A 15,876-nucleotide genomic window follows, 5' to 3' on the forward strand; every position below is an offset into this window, starting at 1 on the left:
AGGTGACCCTGAAGACACACGGCGGGCTGGCGGCGGCGAGTGACCTCCGCCGCCCGCCCCGGGCGGTGGACACGGCGACCCTGTCCGCGGACACCGCGGCAGAGCTGACCCGGTTGGTGGCGGCGGCCGGAGCGGCGCCGAACGAGGACCGGGCCGGCGGCGCGGCGGACGCGATGACCTACGCGATCACGGTGGAGAACGGCGGCGGCCCGACGGTCCTCAAGCAGTCGGACATCGCCATGACGAAGGAGTTCGCGGCCCTGCTCACCTGGCTGGAGAACCACTTCGCACAACAGGGCGGATGAGCGGGATCAGCGGATCCCCTCGTCCATCAACACGTACAGAAGGGGTACCAGCGTCCCGCTGCTGACGATCTCGCGGCGGTCGATCATCCCCCGGATCCGGTTCAGCGGAATCCACTCGATGCGGTCGGACTCGTTCTTCTCGGTCGGCGGCCCCGCATACGTCGCGCCATCGGCCCGGAACAGGTGGTGCTGCGAGTCGGTGATCCCGGCGGCCGGTTCGGCGTAGACGAGGGGCTTCATCGCGCCCGCCCGCCACCCGGTCTCCTCCAGCACCTCCCGCGCGGCCGCCTCCCCGGGGGTCTCGTCCGCCTCGACCAGCCCCATCGGGAGCTCCCAGGCCCAGGTGTCCGTGATGAACCGGTGCCGCCACATCATCAGCACCTCCCGCCGCTCGTTGACCACGGCGGCCACCGCCAGGTTCCGCAGCTTGACCACGTGGTGCTCGAACCGGCTGCCGTCGGGCGTCTGCACGTCGGCGAGCCACAGGTTCAGCCAGGGGTTCTCGTAGACCGGCCGTTCCCCGTGAACCGTCCACCGCATGCCCGTACCTCCTCGTCGACCGGAGCCCAGCATCGCAGAGCGGGGCCGGGCGGCCCCGGCCGGCCGGCCGCTGCCTCACCCCCGCCCCAGCAGCACCGTCCCCGACGAGCAGAACCAGCCGCCGGTGCCCGAGGCCACGGCGACCTCCGGGAGGGTGCCGTCGCGCCTCGTGACCTGCCGGCCGGGGCCCGCCTCGCCGCGGAGTTGGCGCACGGCCTCCACCAGGAGGAACAGGCCGCGCATGCCCGGGTGGCAGGCCGAGAGGCCGCCGCCGTCCGTGTTGACCGGGAGTTCGCCGTCCCGCAGCAGGCGGCCCTTCTCCACGAAGGCGCCGCCCTCCCCCTTGGCGCAGAAGCCGAGGTCCTCCAGCGTCACGAGCGTCATGTACGTGAAGGCGTCGTAGATCTCGGCGAGGTCCACGTCCGCCGGGGTGAGGCCCGCGCGGGCGAAGGCCAGGCGGCCCGAGGCGGCGGCCGGGGAGACGGTGAAGTCCTCCCACTCCGACATCGTCGTGTGGGACACCGACGTACCCGTGCCCAGGATCCAGACGGGCGCCTTGGCGCTGTCCGGGACGTAGTCCTCCGCCGCCAGGAGCACCGCGCAGCCGCCGTCGGAGCGGATGCAGCAGTGCAGCTTGGTGAACGGGTCGGCGATCGGCTCCGAGGCGAGGACGTCCTCGACCGTGATCGGGTCGCGGAACATCGCGTCCGGGTTGGCCGCCGCGTTGGCCCGGGCCTGGACGGCCACCGAGGCGAGCTGCTCCAGCGTCGTCCCGTACGCGTGCATGTGCCGGCGCGCGGCCATCGCGTACTTCGACACCAGCGTGTGCCCGTACGGCACCTCGAACTGGAGCGGCCCCCGCGAGCCGAACGACAGGTTCGACGTGCGCCGGCGGGCCTTGATGTCGGCGCGGGCCGTGGAGCCGTAGACGAGCAGGACGGCGTTGGCGTGGCCGGCGGCGACGGCGTCGGCGGCGTGGGCCGCCATCACCTCCCACGTCGATCCGCCGACGGACGTCGAGTCGACCCAGGCGGGCCGCAGCCCGAGGTACTCGGCCACCTCCACCGGCGCGAGGACGCCGAGGCCGGCCGAGGCGAAGCCGTCGATGACGGAGCGGTCCAGGCCGGAGTCGGCCAGCGCCCGCCGGGCGGCCTGCGCGTGCAGGGCGTAGGGGGTCGGGCCGTCCACCCGGCCGCAGTCCGACAGGGCGACGCCGACCACCGCGACCCGGCGGCGGGGGGCGGCGGGGGAGGGGGGCAGGGGCGGTGCGGACAGGGGTCCAGGCATGGGTCCAGGCATGGGGGGACGGTACAGCTGACGATGCGTCAGATGCCAGCCCCCGTACGCCGCCGGCCCCCGCGACGACACCCGTCCCGCCCCTGTGCATCTCGATCCCGCCGCCCTAACATGACGCCCCGTCAGATACGGGGAGGAGCCCGACGATGGATGCCGCCTTCACCGCGGAACAGGACGAGATGCGCCGTACCCTGCGCGAGATCCTGGGCAAACACTGCGGCCCGGACGAGGTCAAAACCGCCGTCCGGACCGATGCCGGACACGACCGCGAGCTGTGGCAGCTGCTCTCCCGGCAGCTCGGCCTGCCCGGCATCGCCATCGCCGAGGAGTACGGCGGCGTCGGCTGCACCCCGGCCGACCTGGCGCTGGCCTGCGAGGAGACCGGGAGCGTGCTGCTGCCCTCGCCGCTGCTGGCCACCGCGGCCCTGGCCGCCCCGCTGATCGGCGCCCTCGGCACCGCCGCCCAGCGCGCCGAGCTGCTGCCCGCGCTCGCGGCCGGGGAGCTGACCGCCGCGCTCGCCGTCCCCGGCCCCGCCCTCGCCACCGCCCTCGCCCTGACCGGCGACAACGCCCCCGGCGACTGGGCCGGCGGGGGCCGTGCGGGCGGGGTGCAGGCGCGCGCCGACGCCGACGGCTGGCGGCTGTACGGGGAGGCGGCCCAGGTCCTCGACGGGCACAGCGCCGACCTGCTCCTGGTCGCCGCGCACACCGGCGGCTTCGCCCGGGCCCGGACCCTGCTGTTCCTCGTCCGGGGCGACGCGCCCGGCCTCGTGCGGACCCGCCAGACCACCCTCGACGAGACCCGCCCCCAGGGTCGCGTCCAACTGCGGAACGTGGAGGCCCGGCTGCTGGGGGAGCCCCACCCTGCGGACGGCGGGGCCGCCGCCCTCACGGCCCTGGCCGCCACCGGCCGCCACGCCGCCACCGTCCTCGCCGCCGAGGCCGTCGGCGCGGCGGGCCGGGCGCTGGACCGCACGGTGGAGCACGTCCGCCGGCGCGAGCAGTTCGGTCGGCCCATCGGCTCCTTCCAGGCGGTCAAGCACCGCCTCGCCGACCTCTACGTCCAGGTCCAGGCGGCCCGCTCCGCCGCCTACTACGCCGCCTGGGACCCCGAACAGGGCGCCCTCGCCCTCGCCCAGGCCCTGGAGGCCCTGCGGACCACCGCGGGCGAGGCCATCCAGCTGCACGGGGGCATCGGCTTCACCTGGGAGCACGACGCGCACCTCTACTTCAAGCGGGCGGCCGCCGACGAGCTGCTCTTCGGACCGGTCCACCGGCTCCGCGCGCACGCCGCGCAGCGGGCCGGCCTCTTCGACGCCCCGCACCCTGCGACGCCCGCGGCCACGGCCGCCCCCTCGGCCACGCGCACGCCTACGCCCACGCCCACCTCCGCGACTCCACAGAAGGCGGCCGTCTGATGGCTCCCGGTGCGACCCTCCCCGTCAAACTCATGCAGAAGGTCTCCTCGACCCTCCTCTTCGCCAAGATCGCGCCGCACTTCATCCCCGCCATGGACAAGGCGGTGCACCGCCTGACCGGAGGAAAGGTGCTGCTCAGCGCCCGGATGCTGCCGGGCGTGATCCTCACCGCCCGGGGGGCGAAGAGCGGCGAGCCGCGCACCACCCCGCTCGCCTGCATGCCGGAGGACGGAGGCGCGAGCTGGCTGCTGATCGGGTCCAACTTCGGCCGCCCCGGCCATCCGGCCTGGACCGGGAACCTGCTCAAGAACCCGGACGCGGACGTGAACTGGCGGGGGCGGGACATCGCGGTACGGGCCCGCCTGCTGGAGGGGGCCGAACGGGCCGAGGCGTGGAAGGCGGTCCTGCGGTTCTGGCCGCCCTACGCGACGTACCAGGCGCGCATCGAGCGGGAGATCAGGCTCTTCCGCCTGGAGCGGCGCTGACCGCAGGCGTACGGGAACCAGCGCCGGCGGCGGACCCCTCGCAGGGGTCCGCCGTCACCTGGTCGGCTTCTTGCCGGTGATGCCCAGGTGGACGAGCAGTGCCAGGTTCGGCTTGAGTTCCGCCTGCTTGACGCCCCAGGTCTGGAAGCCCTTCTGGTGCGAGGCGACCGCGGCCAGCATCGCCACCAGGGAGCCCGCCATCGCGGCGGGGCTGAGGTCCTTGTCGACCCTGCCCTTGGCCTGGAGCTCCTTCATCGACTCCGTAAGGGAGTTGGTGACGGAGTTCAGGATCTTCATGCGGATCTTGTAGAACCGCTTGTCGCCCTCGGCCGCGCCGAGGTCCACGACGCGCAGGATCGCGTCGTTGCGCCGCCAGAAGTCCAGGAATCCCTCGACGAGTTCCTCGGCGGCGGCCCAGCCGGCCTTGCCGACCCAGCTGCGGCCCTCGACGAGCGCCGTCAACTGGGCGCCCTCCGTGGCCATGTGCTCGGCGATCTCCAGGACGGCACCCTCGACGTCCGGGAAGTACTGGTAGAAGGTCGCGGGGGAGGTACCGGCCTTGCGCGCGACGTCGATCACCTTGACGTCGCGGTACGGCGAGGAGCTGAGCATCTCGCTGAGGCAGTCGAGCAGCTTCTGCCGCGTCGCCTGGCCGCGCCGGCCGGCGACACGCCCGTCGACGGTGCGTACTTGTCCTGTCATGCCGTCAGCTTACCGAGGGGGCTCCGGCGCGCTATTCGGCCGCCTGCAAATGGGGTTACGGGCCCGCCGACCAGCCCTGGAGCGGCCTCGGGGCATCGGGCGCCGGCGGATTTCAGCCGAATTGCACGGCCGTCGCAGGGCGGGTGGGGCGCGGGCGCGGGGCGGGCGCGCCGGCGGAGACCCCCCGCCGTATCGCCGCTTATCCCCCGAATAGTCTTATCAACAGGGTGTGGACAACCTTTCGGGCGGATCCTGTCCACCAGGGGCGAAAACCGAGAAGGGCGACCAACCCCACCACCCCCGCCATCTCCGGCGAGTCCGTGAAAAACCCTGCCAGACCCAGCGCAACGGAAGGAACCTCCCCATGGTCGCATTCGCGGAAGGCTCCCCCTGCTGGGTCGACGCCTCGCTCCCCGACGTCGAGGCGGGAAAGCGCTTCTACGGCGAGCTCTTCGGGTGGACCTTCGCGGACAGCGCGGGACCCGAGTACGGCGGCTACACCCAGGCCTACAGCCGCGGCCGCAACGTCGCCGCCCTCGCCCCCAAGCCCGACGGCCGCATGCCCACGGTCTGGGGCGTCTACCTGTACACCGTCGACGCCTACGCCTGCGCGGCCCGCATCCGCGCCGCGGGCGGGCAGATGGTGATGGACCCCCAGCCCGTCGGCCCCTACGGCACCGCCGCCATGGCCGCCGACCCCGGCGGGGCCGTCTTCGGGCTCTGGCAGCCCGGCACCCACCACGGCTTCGAGGCCCAGGACGAGCCGTACACGTACTGCTGGGCCGAGCTCTACACCCGCGCCCGCGACGCGGTCGACGTGTTCTACGCCACCGTCTTCGGCTACGTCCCCGAGGACCAGTACGACACCGAAGACGGCACCGGCACCACAGGAACCACCAGCACCACCGGCACCACAGGAACCACCGGAGCCGCCTCCGACGCCGAGTACCGCCTGTGGTCCCCGCCCGGCAGCGCGCCCGGCGCCGACACCGCGGTCCTGGGCCGCAGCCTGATCACCGACGCCTTCCCGGAGATCATGCCCGCCCACTTCCTGGCCTACTTCGCCGTCCCCGACTGCGACGCGAGCGTGGCCACGGTGCGGCGCCTCGGCGGGCGCGTCACGGCCGATCCGTTCGACACGCCGTACGGCCGGATCGCCGTCGTCGCCGACAATCAGGGGGCCGTCTTCGCCCTCCTGTCGCAGTCGCGCGGGAATGGGGACCGGGAGCCGGGGCCGGACCAGGCGCGGGCCTGACAGAATCGGGATTGCGCGACTCCTGGCCACGGGCCCGGAGTCGGACGCCGCACGCGGCGGGACGGGGTGCCGTCCCCGCCCGCGGTGCCGTACGGGACGCCGGGCGGCCGTCCGCGGTGCCGGTGCGCGCTGGTGGACGCGCTGTTTGCAAGAGCGGGCCCGGGCAGAGGGTCCGTACGGGGAGGTGTGGAGGCGAGTGGTGGAGCAGCTGACGCAGCACGACCCGAGACGGATCGGCCCCTTCGAGGTGCTGGGACGGCTCGGCGCCGGCGGCATGGGGCTGGTCTATCTCGCGCGGTCGGCGTCCGGTCGGCGGGTCGCGATCAAGACGGTGCGCACCGAGCTCGCGGAGGACCAGCTGTTCCGCGTGCGGTTCACGCGCGAGGTCGAGGCGGCGCGCGCGGTGTCCGGGTTCTACACCGCGGCCGTGGTCGACGCCGACCCGCGCGCGGCCGTGCCGTGGCTGGCGACCGCCTACGTGCCGGCGCCCTCGCTGGAGGAGATCGTCAACGAGTGCGGTCCGATGCCCGTGCAGGCCGTCCGGTGGCTGGCGGCCGGCATCGCGGAGGCGCTGCAGTCCATCCACGGGGCGGGCCTGGTCCACCGCGACCTGAAGCCGTCCAACGTGCTGGTCGTCGAGGACGGGCCGCGCGTGATCGACTTCGGCATCGCGAGCGGCGTGTCCAACACGCGGCTGACGATGACGAACGTGGCCGTCGGCACCCCCGCCTACATGTCGCCGGAGCAGGCGAAGGACTCGCGCAGCGTCAAGGGCGCCAGCGACGTGTTCTCGCTCGGCTCCACCCTCGTCTTCGCCGCGACCGGGCACCCGCCGTACCACGGGGCGAACCCGGTCGAGACGGTGTTCATGCTGCTGCGCGAGGGACCCAACCTCGACGGGCTCCCGGACGAGCTGCGGCCGCTGATCGACTCCTGCATGCAGATGGACGCCACCCAGCGCCCGACCCCCGCCGACCTCCAGGCGCAGCTCGCCCCGCACCTCTTCGACGGCGGCGACGACAGCGGCACCGCCTCGGCGTGGCTCCCGGCGCGGGCCGTCGCGATGATCGAGGCCCGGCGCGCCGGCAACCGCACGCCCGTCCCCGGCGTCCCGTCGCCGGGCGGCCCCTCCCAGGCCCCGCGGGGCGCATCGGCGTCCGCGCCGTCCGGGCACGCCCCCGGGCCCGCCTCCGCGCCGCCCGTCTCCGGCCCCGCCACGCACCGCAGGCCCCCGCGCGGCACCGCCGACCCGTTCACCGACCCGCGCACCGGGCAGGCCCTGCCGCCGCGCCCGGACCGCCCGCCGATGGCCCCCGCGTCCTCGCTGCCGGGCGCGCCGGTGCGCCTCGGCGGCTCCCCGGTGCCGATCGGGCCGGGCCCGCGGGCGACGGCCTCGGCCCCGTCCGGGCACGCCTCCGCGGACTCGGCGACCGGCTGGGTGCGCCCGCCGGCCGGAGTCGCCGCGTCCGCCGCGGCCCCGGTGGCGACCCCGTCCGTACCGACCCCCGGGCCGTCCCCGGACAGCGGCCGCTGGCGGCCGTGGCGCTTCCGCATGTCGAACGAGGTCTGGGGCACCCCCACCGTCGCGGGCGACCTGCTGTACGTCACCTCCTTCGAGGTGCACGCCCTGGACGTGGGCAGCGGGCGGCGCCAGTTCAAGACCCGTGACGTCGCCTGGTCCATGGCGGTCGCCGACGGCCGCATCCACGCCTCCGACGGGCCCTCCCTCTTCGCCCTCGACGCCACCGACGGCTCCGAGCGGTGGCGGCTGAACGCCGACGCGTGGGTGTACGCGCTGCGCGCCGAGCGGGGCACCGTCATCACCGCCACGCGCGGCGGCGGCGTCCAGGGCTGGGAGGCCTCCACCGGCCAGAGGCTGTGGGAGCTGACCGGCGCCCAGTCCGACTTCGAGACGCCGGAGGCGGCCCCCGTCCTCCACGACGGCACGGTCTACGTCTGGCAGGACGCCCGGCTGCGGGCCCTCGACGCCCGCTCCGGGCTGGAGGCCTGGTCGTACCCGGTCGGGGACGCGGCCTCCTGCGGCAACGTCCCGGTCCGCGTCACCCCGGCGCCCGACGGCAACGTGTACGTGGCCGCCGGCACCCGGGTGCTGTCCGTCGACCGGGCCTCGGGCCGGGTCCGCTGGCACTTCGAGGCGCCCGCCGTCTTCCTGGCCCCGCCCGCGTTCGCGCCGGGCCCGGCGGTCACGGGCGGCGGGGTGTACCTCGCGGACTACCTGGGCACCGTCTACGCCCTGGACGCGGCCACCGGCAAGGACCGCTGGCGCATCGCCACCGAGCCGCGCCCGGCCGCGGACCCGGTGCTGGTGGCGGGCGGCAACGTCCACCTGGGCGCGGGCAGCGCCCTGTACACGCTCGACGCGGTCACCGGCACCCCGAAGTGGCGGTTCGCGGCCGGCGGCGAGATCACCGGTCCCCCGGTGGTCGCGGACGGCCGGGTCCACTTCGGCTCGGCCGACCACTGCCTGTACACCCTGGACGCGGCGGGCGGGCAGCTGCGCTGGAAGCTGGCCACGGGCGGCGAGATCACCGGCGCGCCGGTGGCGGAGGCGGGCGTGGTGTACGCGTGCAGCAAGGACCGCTGCGTGTACGCCCTGGACGCCGCCAAGGGCACGGGCACCCGCACGGGGGGCTGACCGGCCGGGGCCGGGGCGCACGGCGTCCCGGCCCCGCTCAGGCATGCCCGGAACGCCCCATACGGGCGGTGTGTCGACGTGCTCCAGGGCCCCGCCGGGTCGCGTTCCGCACCGGGAGTGACAGGATGGGACCCATGAGCAACGTATTCTTCGACATCAACATCAACGGCGCCCCGGCCGGCCGCATCGTCTTCAACCTCTTCGACGACGTCGTCCCGCAGACCGCGCGCAACTTCCGCGAGCTGGCCACCGGCCAGAACGGCTTCGGCTACGCCGGCTCCGGCTTCCACCGCATCATCCCGCAGTTCATGCTGCAGGGCGGTGACTTCACCAACCACAACGGCACCGGCGGCAAGAGCATCTACGGCGAGAAGTTCGCGGACGAGAACTTCGACCTGAAGCACGACCGCCCGTACCTCCTGTCGATGGCGAACGCCGGCCGCAACACCAACGGCTCGCAGTTCTTCATCACCACCGTCGTGACCTCGTGGCTCGACGGCAAGCACGTCGTCTTCGGCGAGGTCGTCGAGGGCCAGGCCCTGGTCGACCAGATCGAGGCCCTGGGCTCCCAGTCCGGTGCCCCGAAGGGCAAGGTCGAGATCGCGGCCTCCGGCGTCGTCGACGCCGCCTGATCCGTCTCCACGGACACCGGCCGGCCCCGCCCCCCTACCCGGGGAGCGGGGCCGCCGCCGTTCGGGCCGCCGCGCGCGGCGGCCGCGCTGTCGGTGGCTCCTGGTAGCGTGACCGGCCGTTGTCCTCGGGGGAAGGAATCGGGCCATGGTGGCCGGTCGTCATATCAGGTTCACGGCAGTACTCGTGGGCGTCGTGCTCTCGCTCACCGGCTTCTCCGCCCACGGCAGGCACGGCGGCGGCAGCGGCGGCCACGGCTGCTCGTCCGGCAAGAGCAGCCACAGCAGCACCAGCGACAGCAACAACAGCAGCAGCACCGGCGGCAGCACCGGCAGCGGCAAGAGCAAGAAGAGCGACGCGCCCGCGCACGCCACGGTCGTCTCCTGCGCCGCGCCCGGCCGCACGAGGGCCGTCCTCCAGGTCACGTCGGACCTGGACACCCAGCGCACCGTCGAGGTGCCGCTCACCTTCGAGGGCAACGCGGGCACCGTCGACCGGACCTCCGTCCGCGTCACGCTGAAGCCGCGCGAGACCCAGACGGTCACCGTCCCCATGGCCAGCCCCGGGAAGGTGAACGACGTCCAGCGCTGCCAGGTCGGCAGGATCGTCTGACAGCCCCTAGTACCGGCCGCCCGGCCCCCACGGCTCGGGTTCGGGGGTCGGCCGGGGCGGCAGCGGTTCGAGGTCCAGGTCGCGGCCGCGCGGCCGGCGGCGCCGGCCGCGCATGACCACGGCCGCCAGGAGCAGCAGCGCGCCCGCCCCGACGGCGCAGGCGAGGCCCTCGCCCAGGCCCTCCCCGTCGACGCCGAGCGCGAGGCCCCCGGCCGCCTGGCCCTGGCGGACCATCCACAGCACCGCCGCGCCCAGCACCACCAGGCCCGCCAGCCCCATGAGCGCCCGCGACCGCCGCAGGACCGCGCAGAGCGCGAGGAGCGCGGCGCAGAGCATCGGCAGGAGCAGCGAGCCCAGCAGCGCGGGCGGGTCGGTGGTGACGCCGGAGCCGGAGAACAGCTCCTCGACGCGGTAGTGGCGGCCGGGCCGGCCGTCGTACCAGGCGCGGAAGGGGCTCCACACGGCGGCGGCCGCCCCGGCCAGGCCCAGGAGCGAGCCGATTGCGTTGCGGATCATGCCCGGCCCTCCGGGGTGGGGATCATGATCCCGACGCTAGCCCGGCACCCCCGGGCCCGCACGCCGGCCGTGGCGTCAGGAGGTGGAGCGGGTCGATTCGACGCGGGCGCGCAGGGCCTCGTTCATCGCGGTGAAGCTGCGGGCCGTCCCCTCCAGCAGCCTGCCGAGGAAGGGGACGAGCAGCCCCCGGAAGCGCTCGCCGTGCTCCACCCGGGTGGTGCGCCCCGGGCCCTCGGCCAGCCGGACGAAGTGCTCGCCGTCGAAGAGCCCGCGGACGAGGAAGTGCCCCGTCCAGCGGAGCTCGGCCGCGGGCACGCAGACCCGTACCGTCGGGTGGAAGGTGGTCGGCTTGCCCGACTCGGCGTACATCGTCAGCCGGAGGCGCTCGCCGGGGGCGACCTCCCCGTCGGCCTGTCGGATGAAGGGGTTCCAGACGCAGTAGCGGGGCAGGTCGGTCAGGACCTCCCAGACCTCCTCGGGGGTCGCGTCGATGGTGATCTCGGTGGTGATGTTGCGTCGCATGTGCCCGTGTTCCTCGTGGTGACGTGGTGCTCACCGAAGGGACGCGGGGGGTGTGCGGCTGCCGCCGGGTTCGGTGCTGGGATGCAACCACGGATCGGCCGGTTCCTGGTAGCGTGACCGCCGTTTGTCTCAGGGGGAGGGACTCGGGCCATGCTGGCTGGGCGGGTACGGCGGATCAGATTCGGCGCGGTGCTGGTGGCGGCGGTGCTCTCGCTCACCGGCTTCTCCACGAGCGGTGGGGGCACCGGCAAGGGCGACGGCGGCGGGGGCGGCTGCTCCGGCTCCAGGAGCAAGAGCAAGAAGAAGGGCCGCGGCAGCGGCATCCACACCGACGCGGGCCCGGCCGCTTCCGCCTCGCCCACCGCGAGCACCGGGCCCGCCACCGCCGTCGTGGTGTCCTGCGTCGACGCGGACGCCTCCCGCCCCTCCAGCACCGTCGAGGTCACCTCGCGGCTCGACCGCACGGCCACCTTCTCCGTGACCCTCCGCCGCGAGGGCGTCGGCGGAACCCTGATCGAGACGGCCTCCGCCCTCGTGACCCTGGAGCCGCGCCGGACCCGTACCGCGGTGGTCCCCTTGCGCGCCACGGCCCGGGCGGGGGACGTCAAGGACTGCCGGATCGGGGCCGTCACCACCGCGACCGGGACCGCGTCCCCGAGCCCCTCCGGGACGCCCGCCCCCACCCCCTGATCAGCGCAGCCGGAACTCCGTGCCCGGCCGGCGGCCCGCGAACAGCTCCGCCTGGCGGCCGGGCGGCAGGTTGCCCAGCGCGATCAGCGCCGGGGCCTGGGCGAGGGCCTGCTGCAGGGCGGCCTGCTTCGCCGACCACAGCGCCCGTACGGTGCCCTGGACCCCCTCGGTCGGGAACGAGGCCAGGGTCCGCGCCGACCGCACCGCCGCCGCGAGCAGTTCCCCGGGCTCGGCCAGCTCCGACACCAGGCCGATCTCGTACGCCCGCCGCGCCGACAGCCGCTCCGCCGTCCCCATCAGGGACATCCGGGCGACCTCCCCGAAGGGCATCCGCTGGGCCATGTACACGGCCTCGTAGGCGCTGACCATCCCGTAGGAGGTGTGCGGGTCGAAGTAGGTGGCGGTCGTCGCCGACACGACGAACTCCGACTCGCCCAGCAGGTAGAAGGCCCCGCCGCAGGCCATGCCGTTGACGGCGGCGACCACCGGCTTCCACAGGTCGTTCGCCTTCGGCCCGATGGCGACCAGCGGGTCGTCCACCGAGTACGGGGAGGCCGGCTGCGGCACCTGCGCCGAGCGGTCGATGCCGGTGCAGAACGCGGCCGTGCCCGCGCCCGTCACCACCACCGCCCGCACCTCCTCGTCGAAGCGCAGCTCCCGCCACAGCGCGGCCAGTTCGGCCGCCGTGTCCAGATCGACCGCGTTGTGCCGGGCCTCCCGGTCCAGGGTGACGACCGCGACCCCGCTGTCCTCCTCCCGCTCCACCCGCAGGGTCACGGCCGCTCCAGGATCCAGCGCGGCACGGCCGTCCCGCCCGTCTCGGCGAACACCACCTGCACCCGCGCGCCGATCCGCAGCCGGGACGGGTCCACCGAGTCGAGCCGGGCGCCGGCGGAGGCGACCAGGTTCCCGGCCAGCCGGATGTGCGGGGCGTCGGCGAGCTCCACCAGGACCACGTTGTACGGCGCCTGCGCCGCGTACGCCGGCAGCAGCGGGGGGTGCGGCAGGACGTAGGACCAGATCCGGCCCCGCCCGCTCATCAGGCGCCACTGCGAGTCGAAGGACCGGCAGTGCGGGCAGCAGGGCCGGGGCGGGAAGCGGAGCCTGCCGCAGGAGGCGCAGGCCTGGACGCGGAGCTCGCCGCGCGCGGCGTACTCCCAGAAGGGGGCGCCGTCCTCGTCGGGGACGGGGAGCAGGAGCTGGAGTTCGTCGGCGCCGGGGGCGGTGGTCATCGTGCGGCTCCTCGGGGAAGGGGGCTCAGGCGCGCAGCAGGATCGCGGACGTCGGGACGCCCTCGCCCGCCGTCACCAGGCAGGTCGCGGCGTCCGGCACCTGGGCGGTGGAGGTGCCGCGCAGCTGCTTGACGCCCTCGTTGATCAGGTTGAAGCCGTGCACGTACGCCTCGCTCAGCCCGCCGCCCCCGGTGTTGATCGGGAGTCGGCCGCCGATCTCCAGCGCCCCGCCCTCGGTGAAGGCGGCGCCCTCGCCGCGCCCGCAGAAGCCGTAGCCCTCCAGGGAGAGCGGGATCAGGGGGGTGAAGGCGTCGTAGATCTGGGCGACGTCCACGTCGGCGGGTCCGAAGTCGGCCTGCTTCCACAGGTGCCGGGCGGCGGTCCAGGCCGGCCCCGACAGCGGGTCGTCGTTCCAGTAGTTGACCATCCCGTGGTGCTGGGCGGGCAGGCCCTGGGCGGCGGAGTGCACGTAGACCGGCTTCTGGCGGCAGTCGCGGGCGCGCTCGGCGGAGACGATCACGCAGGCCAGCGCGCCGTCGGTCTCCAGGCAGTTGTCGAAGAGGCAGAGCGGGTCGCTGATCATGCGGGAGGTCATGTACATCTCGCGGGTCAGCGGCCGCTCGTACATCATCGCGGCGGGGTTCTCGTTGGCCCGGTTGCGGCAGGCCATCGCGACGTTGAAGAGGTGGTCGCGGGTGGCCCCGTACTCGTGCATGTAGCGGCGGGCCAGCATGCCGATCTCGTCGGCGGGCCGCAGCAGCCCGAAGGGGCGGGTCCACTGGCCGGGGGTGGGCAGCTGGACGGCGGTGTTCTTCCAGGGCCGCGGGCCGGAACCGCGCTTGCGGGAGCGCCAGGCGACGCCGACGGTGGCCTGGCCGGTGGCTATGGCGGCGGCGAGGTGTCCGACGGTGGCGCAGGAGCCGCCGCCGCCGTAGCCGACCTTGGAGAAGAAGGTGACGTCGCCGGCGCCGATGGCCTTGGCGACCTCGACCTCGTCGGTCTCCTCCATCGTGTAGGAGGCGAAGGCGTCCACCTCGCCGGGGTCGATGCCGGCGTCGGCGAGTGCCGCCAGGATCGCCCGGCAGGCCAGTTCCTTCTCCGGCGCGGGTAGTCGCTTGGCAAAGGGGGTCTGGCCGATGCCGACGATTGCCGTAGCGTCCTTGAGCGTTGCCGCCATCGCCACCTCCGCAGTGCGCCGGTACTGCTGACAGCCGCGAAGGCTACAGCTAATCTGACGGATAGTCAGCTACTGGTTTCCAGGGGGAGGGGCGGGCGATGGACCGAGGCGACCACGAGGACCACGGCGGCACCGGCGCGTTCGGGCTCGGACCAGCGGGAACGGACACGGTGGGCCCGGCCGCGCCGGACGCGGACGCGGCGGACGCGGGCACGGTTACGGGCCGGGTGGGGGACCCGCGCGGGGACCTGCGGTGGGGGACCGTCGCCGCCCTCGTGCGGGACGCCGCCCGCCGCCACGCCGGCCGGGAGGCCGTCGTCGACGGCCGCACCCGCCTCGACTACGCACAGCTCGGCGACCGCGTCGAACGGGCCGCCGCCGCCTGCCTCGCCGTCGGCGTCGAACCCGGAGACCGCGTCGCCGTCTGGGCGCCCAACACCGCCGACTGGATCGTCTCCGCCCTCGGCGCCGTCACCGCCGGCGCGGTGCTCGTCCCCCTCAACACCCGCTTCAAGGGCGCCGAGGCCGCCTACGTCCTGCGGCGCAGCCGCGCCCGCCTGCTCTTCGTCACCGGCACCTTCCTCGGCACCTCCTACGTCGCCTCCCTGCGCCGCGCCGCCGCCGAAGGGCCCGGCAGCGGACCGCTGCCCGGACTGCCCCACCTGGAACAGGTCGTGGTCCTCGCCGACGACGCCCCCGCCGACTTCCGCACCTGGAAGGACTTCCTCGCCGGAGGCGACCGGGTCCCGGCCGCCGCCGTCCGCACGCGCGCCGACGCGATACCCCCCGACGCCCCCTCCGACATCGTCTTCACCTCCGGCACCACCGGCAGCCCGAAGGGCGCCGTCATCACCCACGCCCAGACCCTGCGCTGCTACGCCGTCTGGAGCGAGCTCGCCGGACTCCGCGAGGGCGACCGCTACCTCATCGTGAACCCCTTCTTCCACACCTTCGGCTACAAGGCCGGGATCATCGCCTGCCTGATGCGCGGGGCCACGATGGTCCCCCAGCCCGTCTTCGACGTCGACACCGCCCTCGCCAACATCGCCGCCGAGCGGATCTCCGTGCTCCCCGGCCCGCCCACCCTCCACCAGTCCCTCCTCGACCACCCCCAGCGCGACCACCACGACCTCTCCGCGCTGCGCCTGGTCGTCACCGGCGCCGCCGTCGTCCCCCTCCAGCTCGTCGAACGGCTCCGCACCGAACTGCGCATCGCCACCGTCCTCACCGCCTACGGCCTCTCCGAGGCCGCCGGCATCGTCACCATGTGCCGCCGCGGCGACCCCGCCGAGGTCATCGCCGCCACCTCCGGCCGCGCCATCCCCGGCACCGAGCTGCGGATCGCCGGCCCCGACGGCACCGCACAGGACCCCGGCACCCCCGGCGAGGTCTGGGTCCGCGGCCACCACGTGATGCGCGGCTACTTCGAGGACCCCGAGGAGACCGCCCGCACCCTCACCCCCGAGGGCTGGCTGCGCACCGGCGACGTCGGCGTCCTCGACGCGCACGGCAACCTGCGCATCACCGACCGGATCAAGGACATGTTCATCGTCGGCGGCTTCAACGCCTACCCCGCCGAGATCGAGCAACTCCTCGGCCTGCACCCCGACGTCGCCGACGTCGCCGTCGTCGGCATCCCCGACCCCCGGCTCGGCGAGGTCGGAAAGGCCTACGCCGTCCGCCGCCCCGGCTCCACCCTCACCGCCGACGACCTGATCGCCTGGTCCCGCCGTGAGATGGCCAACTACAAGGTCCCGCGCGAGGTGGAGTTCGTCGCCTCCCTGCCCCGCAACGCGAGCGGCAAGGTCCTCAAGACCGAACTGCGCGCCCGCCGCTGACC

At 74.4% G+C, this 15,876-nt stretch carries 17 protein-coding genes; 9 read left to right on the forward strand and 8 right to left on the reverse strand.

Features of this window, described 5'->3' with window-relative positions; translation table 11 throughout:
- Positions 1-2: 2 nt before the first annotated feature.
- Complete coding sequence (locus ACIRBY_RS22375) at positions 3-305, forward strand: protealysin inhibitor emfourin (RefSeq protein ID WP_403902801.1); 303 nt, start codon at positions 3-5, stop codon at positions 303-305.
- Positions 306-311: 6 nt separating this feature from the next.
- On the opposite strand, the gene ACIRBY_RS22380 is transcribed toward ACIRBY_RS22375, so the two are convergent.
- Both ACIRBY_RS22380 and ACIRBY_RS22385 read right to left on the reverse strand, forming a co-directional pair.
- Positions 312-845 carry an NUDIX hydrolase gene (locus tag ACIRBY_RS22380; protein WP_403902804.1) on the reverse strand — a complete coding sequence of 178 codons (534 nt, stop codon included), beginning with the start codon at positions 843-845 and terminating at the stop codon, positions 312-314.
- A gap of 75 nt (positions 846-920) precedes the next feature.
- The gene (locus tag ACIRBY_RS22385) at positions 921-2,132 is read right to left on the reverse strand and encodes a thiolase C-terminal domain-containing protein (RefSeq protein ID WP_403902919.1); all 1,212 of its coding nucleotides are present in this window, start codon (positions 2,130-2,132) and stop codon (positions 921-923) included.
- Between the two features lie 155 nt (positions 2,133-2,287).
- Here ACIRBY_RS22385 and ACIRBY_RS22390 point away from each other — a divergent pair, with 155 nt between their 5' ends.
- Together ACIRBY_RS22390 and ACIRBY_RS22395 are read left to right on the forward strand one after the other, a co-directional pair.
- Positions 2,288-3,559 carry an acyl-CoA dehydrogenase family protein gene (locus tag ACIRBY_RS22390; RefSeq protein WP_403902807.1) on the forward strand — a complete coding sequence of 424 codons (1,272 nt, stop codon included), beginning with the start codon at positions 2,288-2,290 and terminating at the stop codon, positions 3,557-3,559.
- Positions 3,559-4,044 carry a nitroreductase family deazaflavin-dependent oxidoreductase gene (locus ACIRBY_RS22395; protein WP_403902810.1) on the forward strand — a complete coding sequence of 162 codons (486 nt, stop codon included), beginning with the start codon at positions 3,559-3,561 and terminating at the stop codon, positions 4,042-4,044. Before ACIRBY_RS22390 ends, ACIRBY_RS22395 begins: the two co-directional genes overlap by 1 nt.
- A gap of 54 nt (positions 4,045-4,098) precedes the next feature.
- Here the strand turns inward: ACIRBY_RS22395 and ACIRBY_RS22400 are convergent, their stop codons facing one another.
- Positions 4,099-4,746, reverse strand: coding sequence for a TetR family transcriptional regulator (locus ACIRBY_RS22400; protein WP_042812962.1), 648 nt, complete (start codon positions 4,744-4,746; stop codon positions 4,099-4,101).
- Positions 4,747-5,110: 364 nt separating this feature from the next.
- Here ACIRBY_RS22400 and ACIRBY_RS22405 point away from each other — a divergent pair, with 364 nt between their 5' ends.
- The 4 genes from ACIRBY_RS22405 to ACIRBY_RS22420 all read left to right on the forward strand — a co-directional run bounded on the left by ACIRBY_RS22405 (position 5,111) and on the right by ACIRBY_RS22420 (position 9,899).
- Complete coding sequence (locus ACIRBY_RS22405; RefSeq protein ID WP_403902813.1) at positions 5,111-6,001, forward strand: VOC family protein; 891 nt, start codon at positions 5,111-5,113, stop codon at positions 5,999-6,001.
- Between the two features lie 196 nt (positions 6,002-6,197).
- Entirely contained in the window at positions 6,198-8,657 is a 2,460-nt protein-coding gene (locus ACIRBY_RS22410; RefSeq protein WP_403902816.1) for a PQQ-binding-like beta-propeller repeat protein, read from the forward strand.
- A gap of 134 nt (positions 8,658-8,791) precedes the next feature.
- Positions 8,792-9,289, forward strand: coding sequence for a peptidylprolyl isomerase (locus ACIRBY_RS22415; RefSeq protein ID WP_403902819.1), 498 nt, complete (start codon positions 8,792-8,794; stop codon positions 9,287-9,289).
- Positions 9,290-9,434: 145 nt separating this feature from the next.
- On the forward strand, positions 9,435-9,899 hold the full coding sequence (locus ACIRBY_RS22420; protein WP_403902822.1) for a hypothetical protein: 465 nt from the start codon (positions 9,435-9,437) through the stop codon (positions 9,897-9,899).
- 6 nt (positions 9,900-9,905) lie between these two features.
- On the opposite strand, the gene ACIRBY_RS22425 is transcribed toward ACIRBY_RS22420, so the two are convergent.
- On the reverse strand, positions 9,906-10,415 hold the full coding sequence (locus ACIRBY_RS22425) for a hypothetical protein (protein ID WP_403902825.1): 510 nt from the start codon (positions 10,413-10,415) through the stop codon (positions 9,906-9,908).
- 75 nt (positions 10,416-10,490) lie between these two features.
- Positions 10,491-10,937 (reverse strand): SRPBCC family protein, encoded by a 447-nt coding sequence (locus ACIRBY_RS22430; RefSeq protein ID WP_403902828.1) that lies wholly within the window; start codon positions 10,935-10,937, stop codon positions 10,491-10,493.
- A 150-nt stretch (positions 10,938-11,087) separates the two neighbouring features.
- On the opposite strand from ACIRBY_RS22430, the gene ACIRBY_RS22435 reads away from it, so the two are divergent.
- Entirely contained in the window at positions 11,088-11,627 is a 540-nt protein-coding gene (locus ACIRBY_RS22435) for a hypothetical protein (protein WP_403902831.1), read from the forward strand.
- Here the strand turns inward: ACIRBY_RS22435 and ACIRBY_RS22440 are convergent, their stop codons facing one another.
- Genes ACIRBY_RS22440 through ACIRBY_RS22450 form a run of 3 tightly spaced genes read right to left on the reverse strand, consistent with a single transcriptional unit; the run spans position 11,628 to position 14,036 of the window.
- The gene (locus tag ACIRBY_RS22440; protein WP_403902834.1) at positions 11,628-12,404 is read right to left on the reverse strand and encodes an enoyl-CoA hydratase/isomerase family protein; all 777 of its coding nucleotides are present in this window, start codon (positions 12,402-12,404) and stop codon (positions 11,628-11,630) included.
- Positions 12,401-12,859 carry a Zn-ribbon domain-containing OB-fold protein gene (locus ACIRBY_RS22445; protein ID WP_403902837.1) on the reverse strand — a complete coding sequence of 153 codons (459 nt, stop codon included), beginning with the start codon at positions 12,857-12,859 and terminating at the stop codon, positions 12,401-12,403. Before ACIRBY_RS22445 ends, ACIRBY_RS22440 begins: the two co-directional genes overlap by 4 nt.
- Positions 12,860-12,884: 25 nt before the next feature.
- Positions 12,885-14,036 carry a lipid-transfer protein gene (locus tag ACIRBY_RS22450; RefSeq protein ID WP_403902840.1) on the reverse strand — a complete coding sequence of 384 codons (1,152 nt, stop codon included), beginning with the start codon at positions 14,034-14,036 and terminating at the stop codon, positions 12,885-12,887.
- Positions 14,037-14,134: 98 nt separating this feature from the next.
- On the opposite strand from ACIRBY_RS22450, the gene ACIRBY_RS22455 reads away from it, so the two are divergent.
- The gene (locus ACIRBY_RS22455) at positions 14,135-15,874 is read left to right on the forward strand and encodes a FadD3 family acyl-CoA ligase (RefSeq protein WP_403902843.1); all 1,740 of its coding nucleotides are present in this window, start codon (positions 14,135-14,137) and stop codon (positions 15,872-15,874) included.
- The last annotated feature ends 2 nt before the right edge of the window (positions 15,875-15,876 follow it).

The organism is Streptomyces sp. NPDC096136 (assembly GCF_044763325.1).
GTDB lineage: Bacteria > Actinomycetota > Actinomycetes > Streptomycetales > Streptomycetaceae > Streptomyces.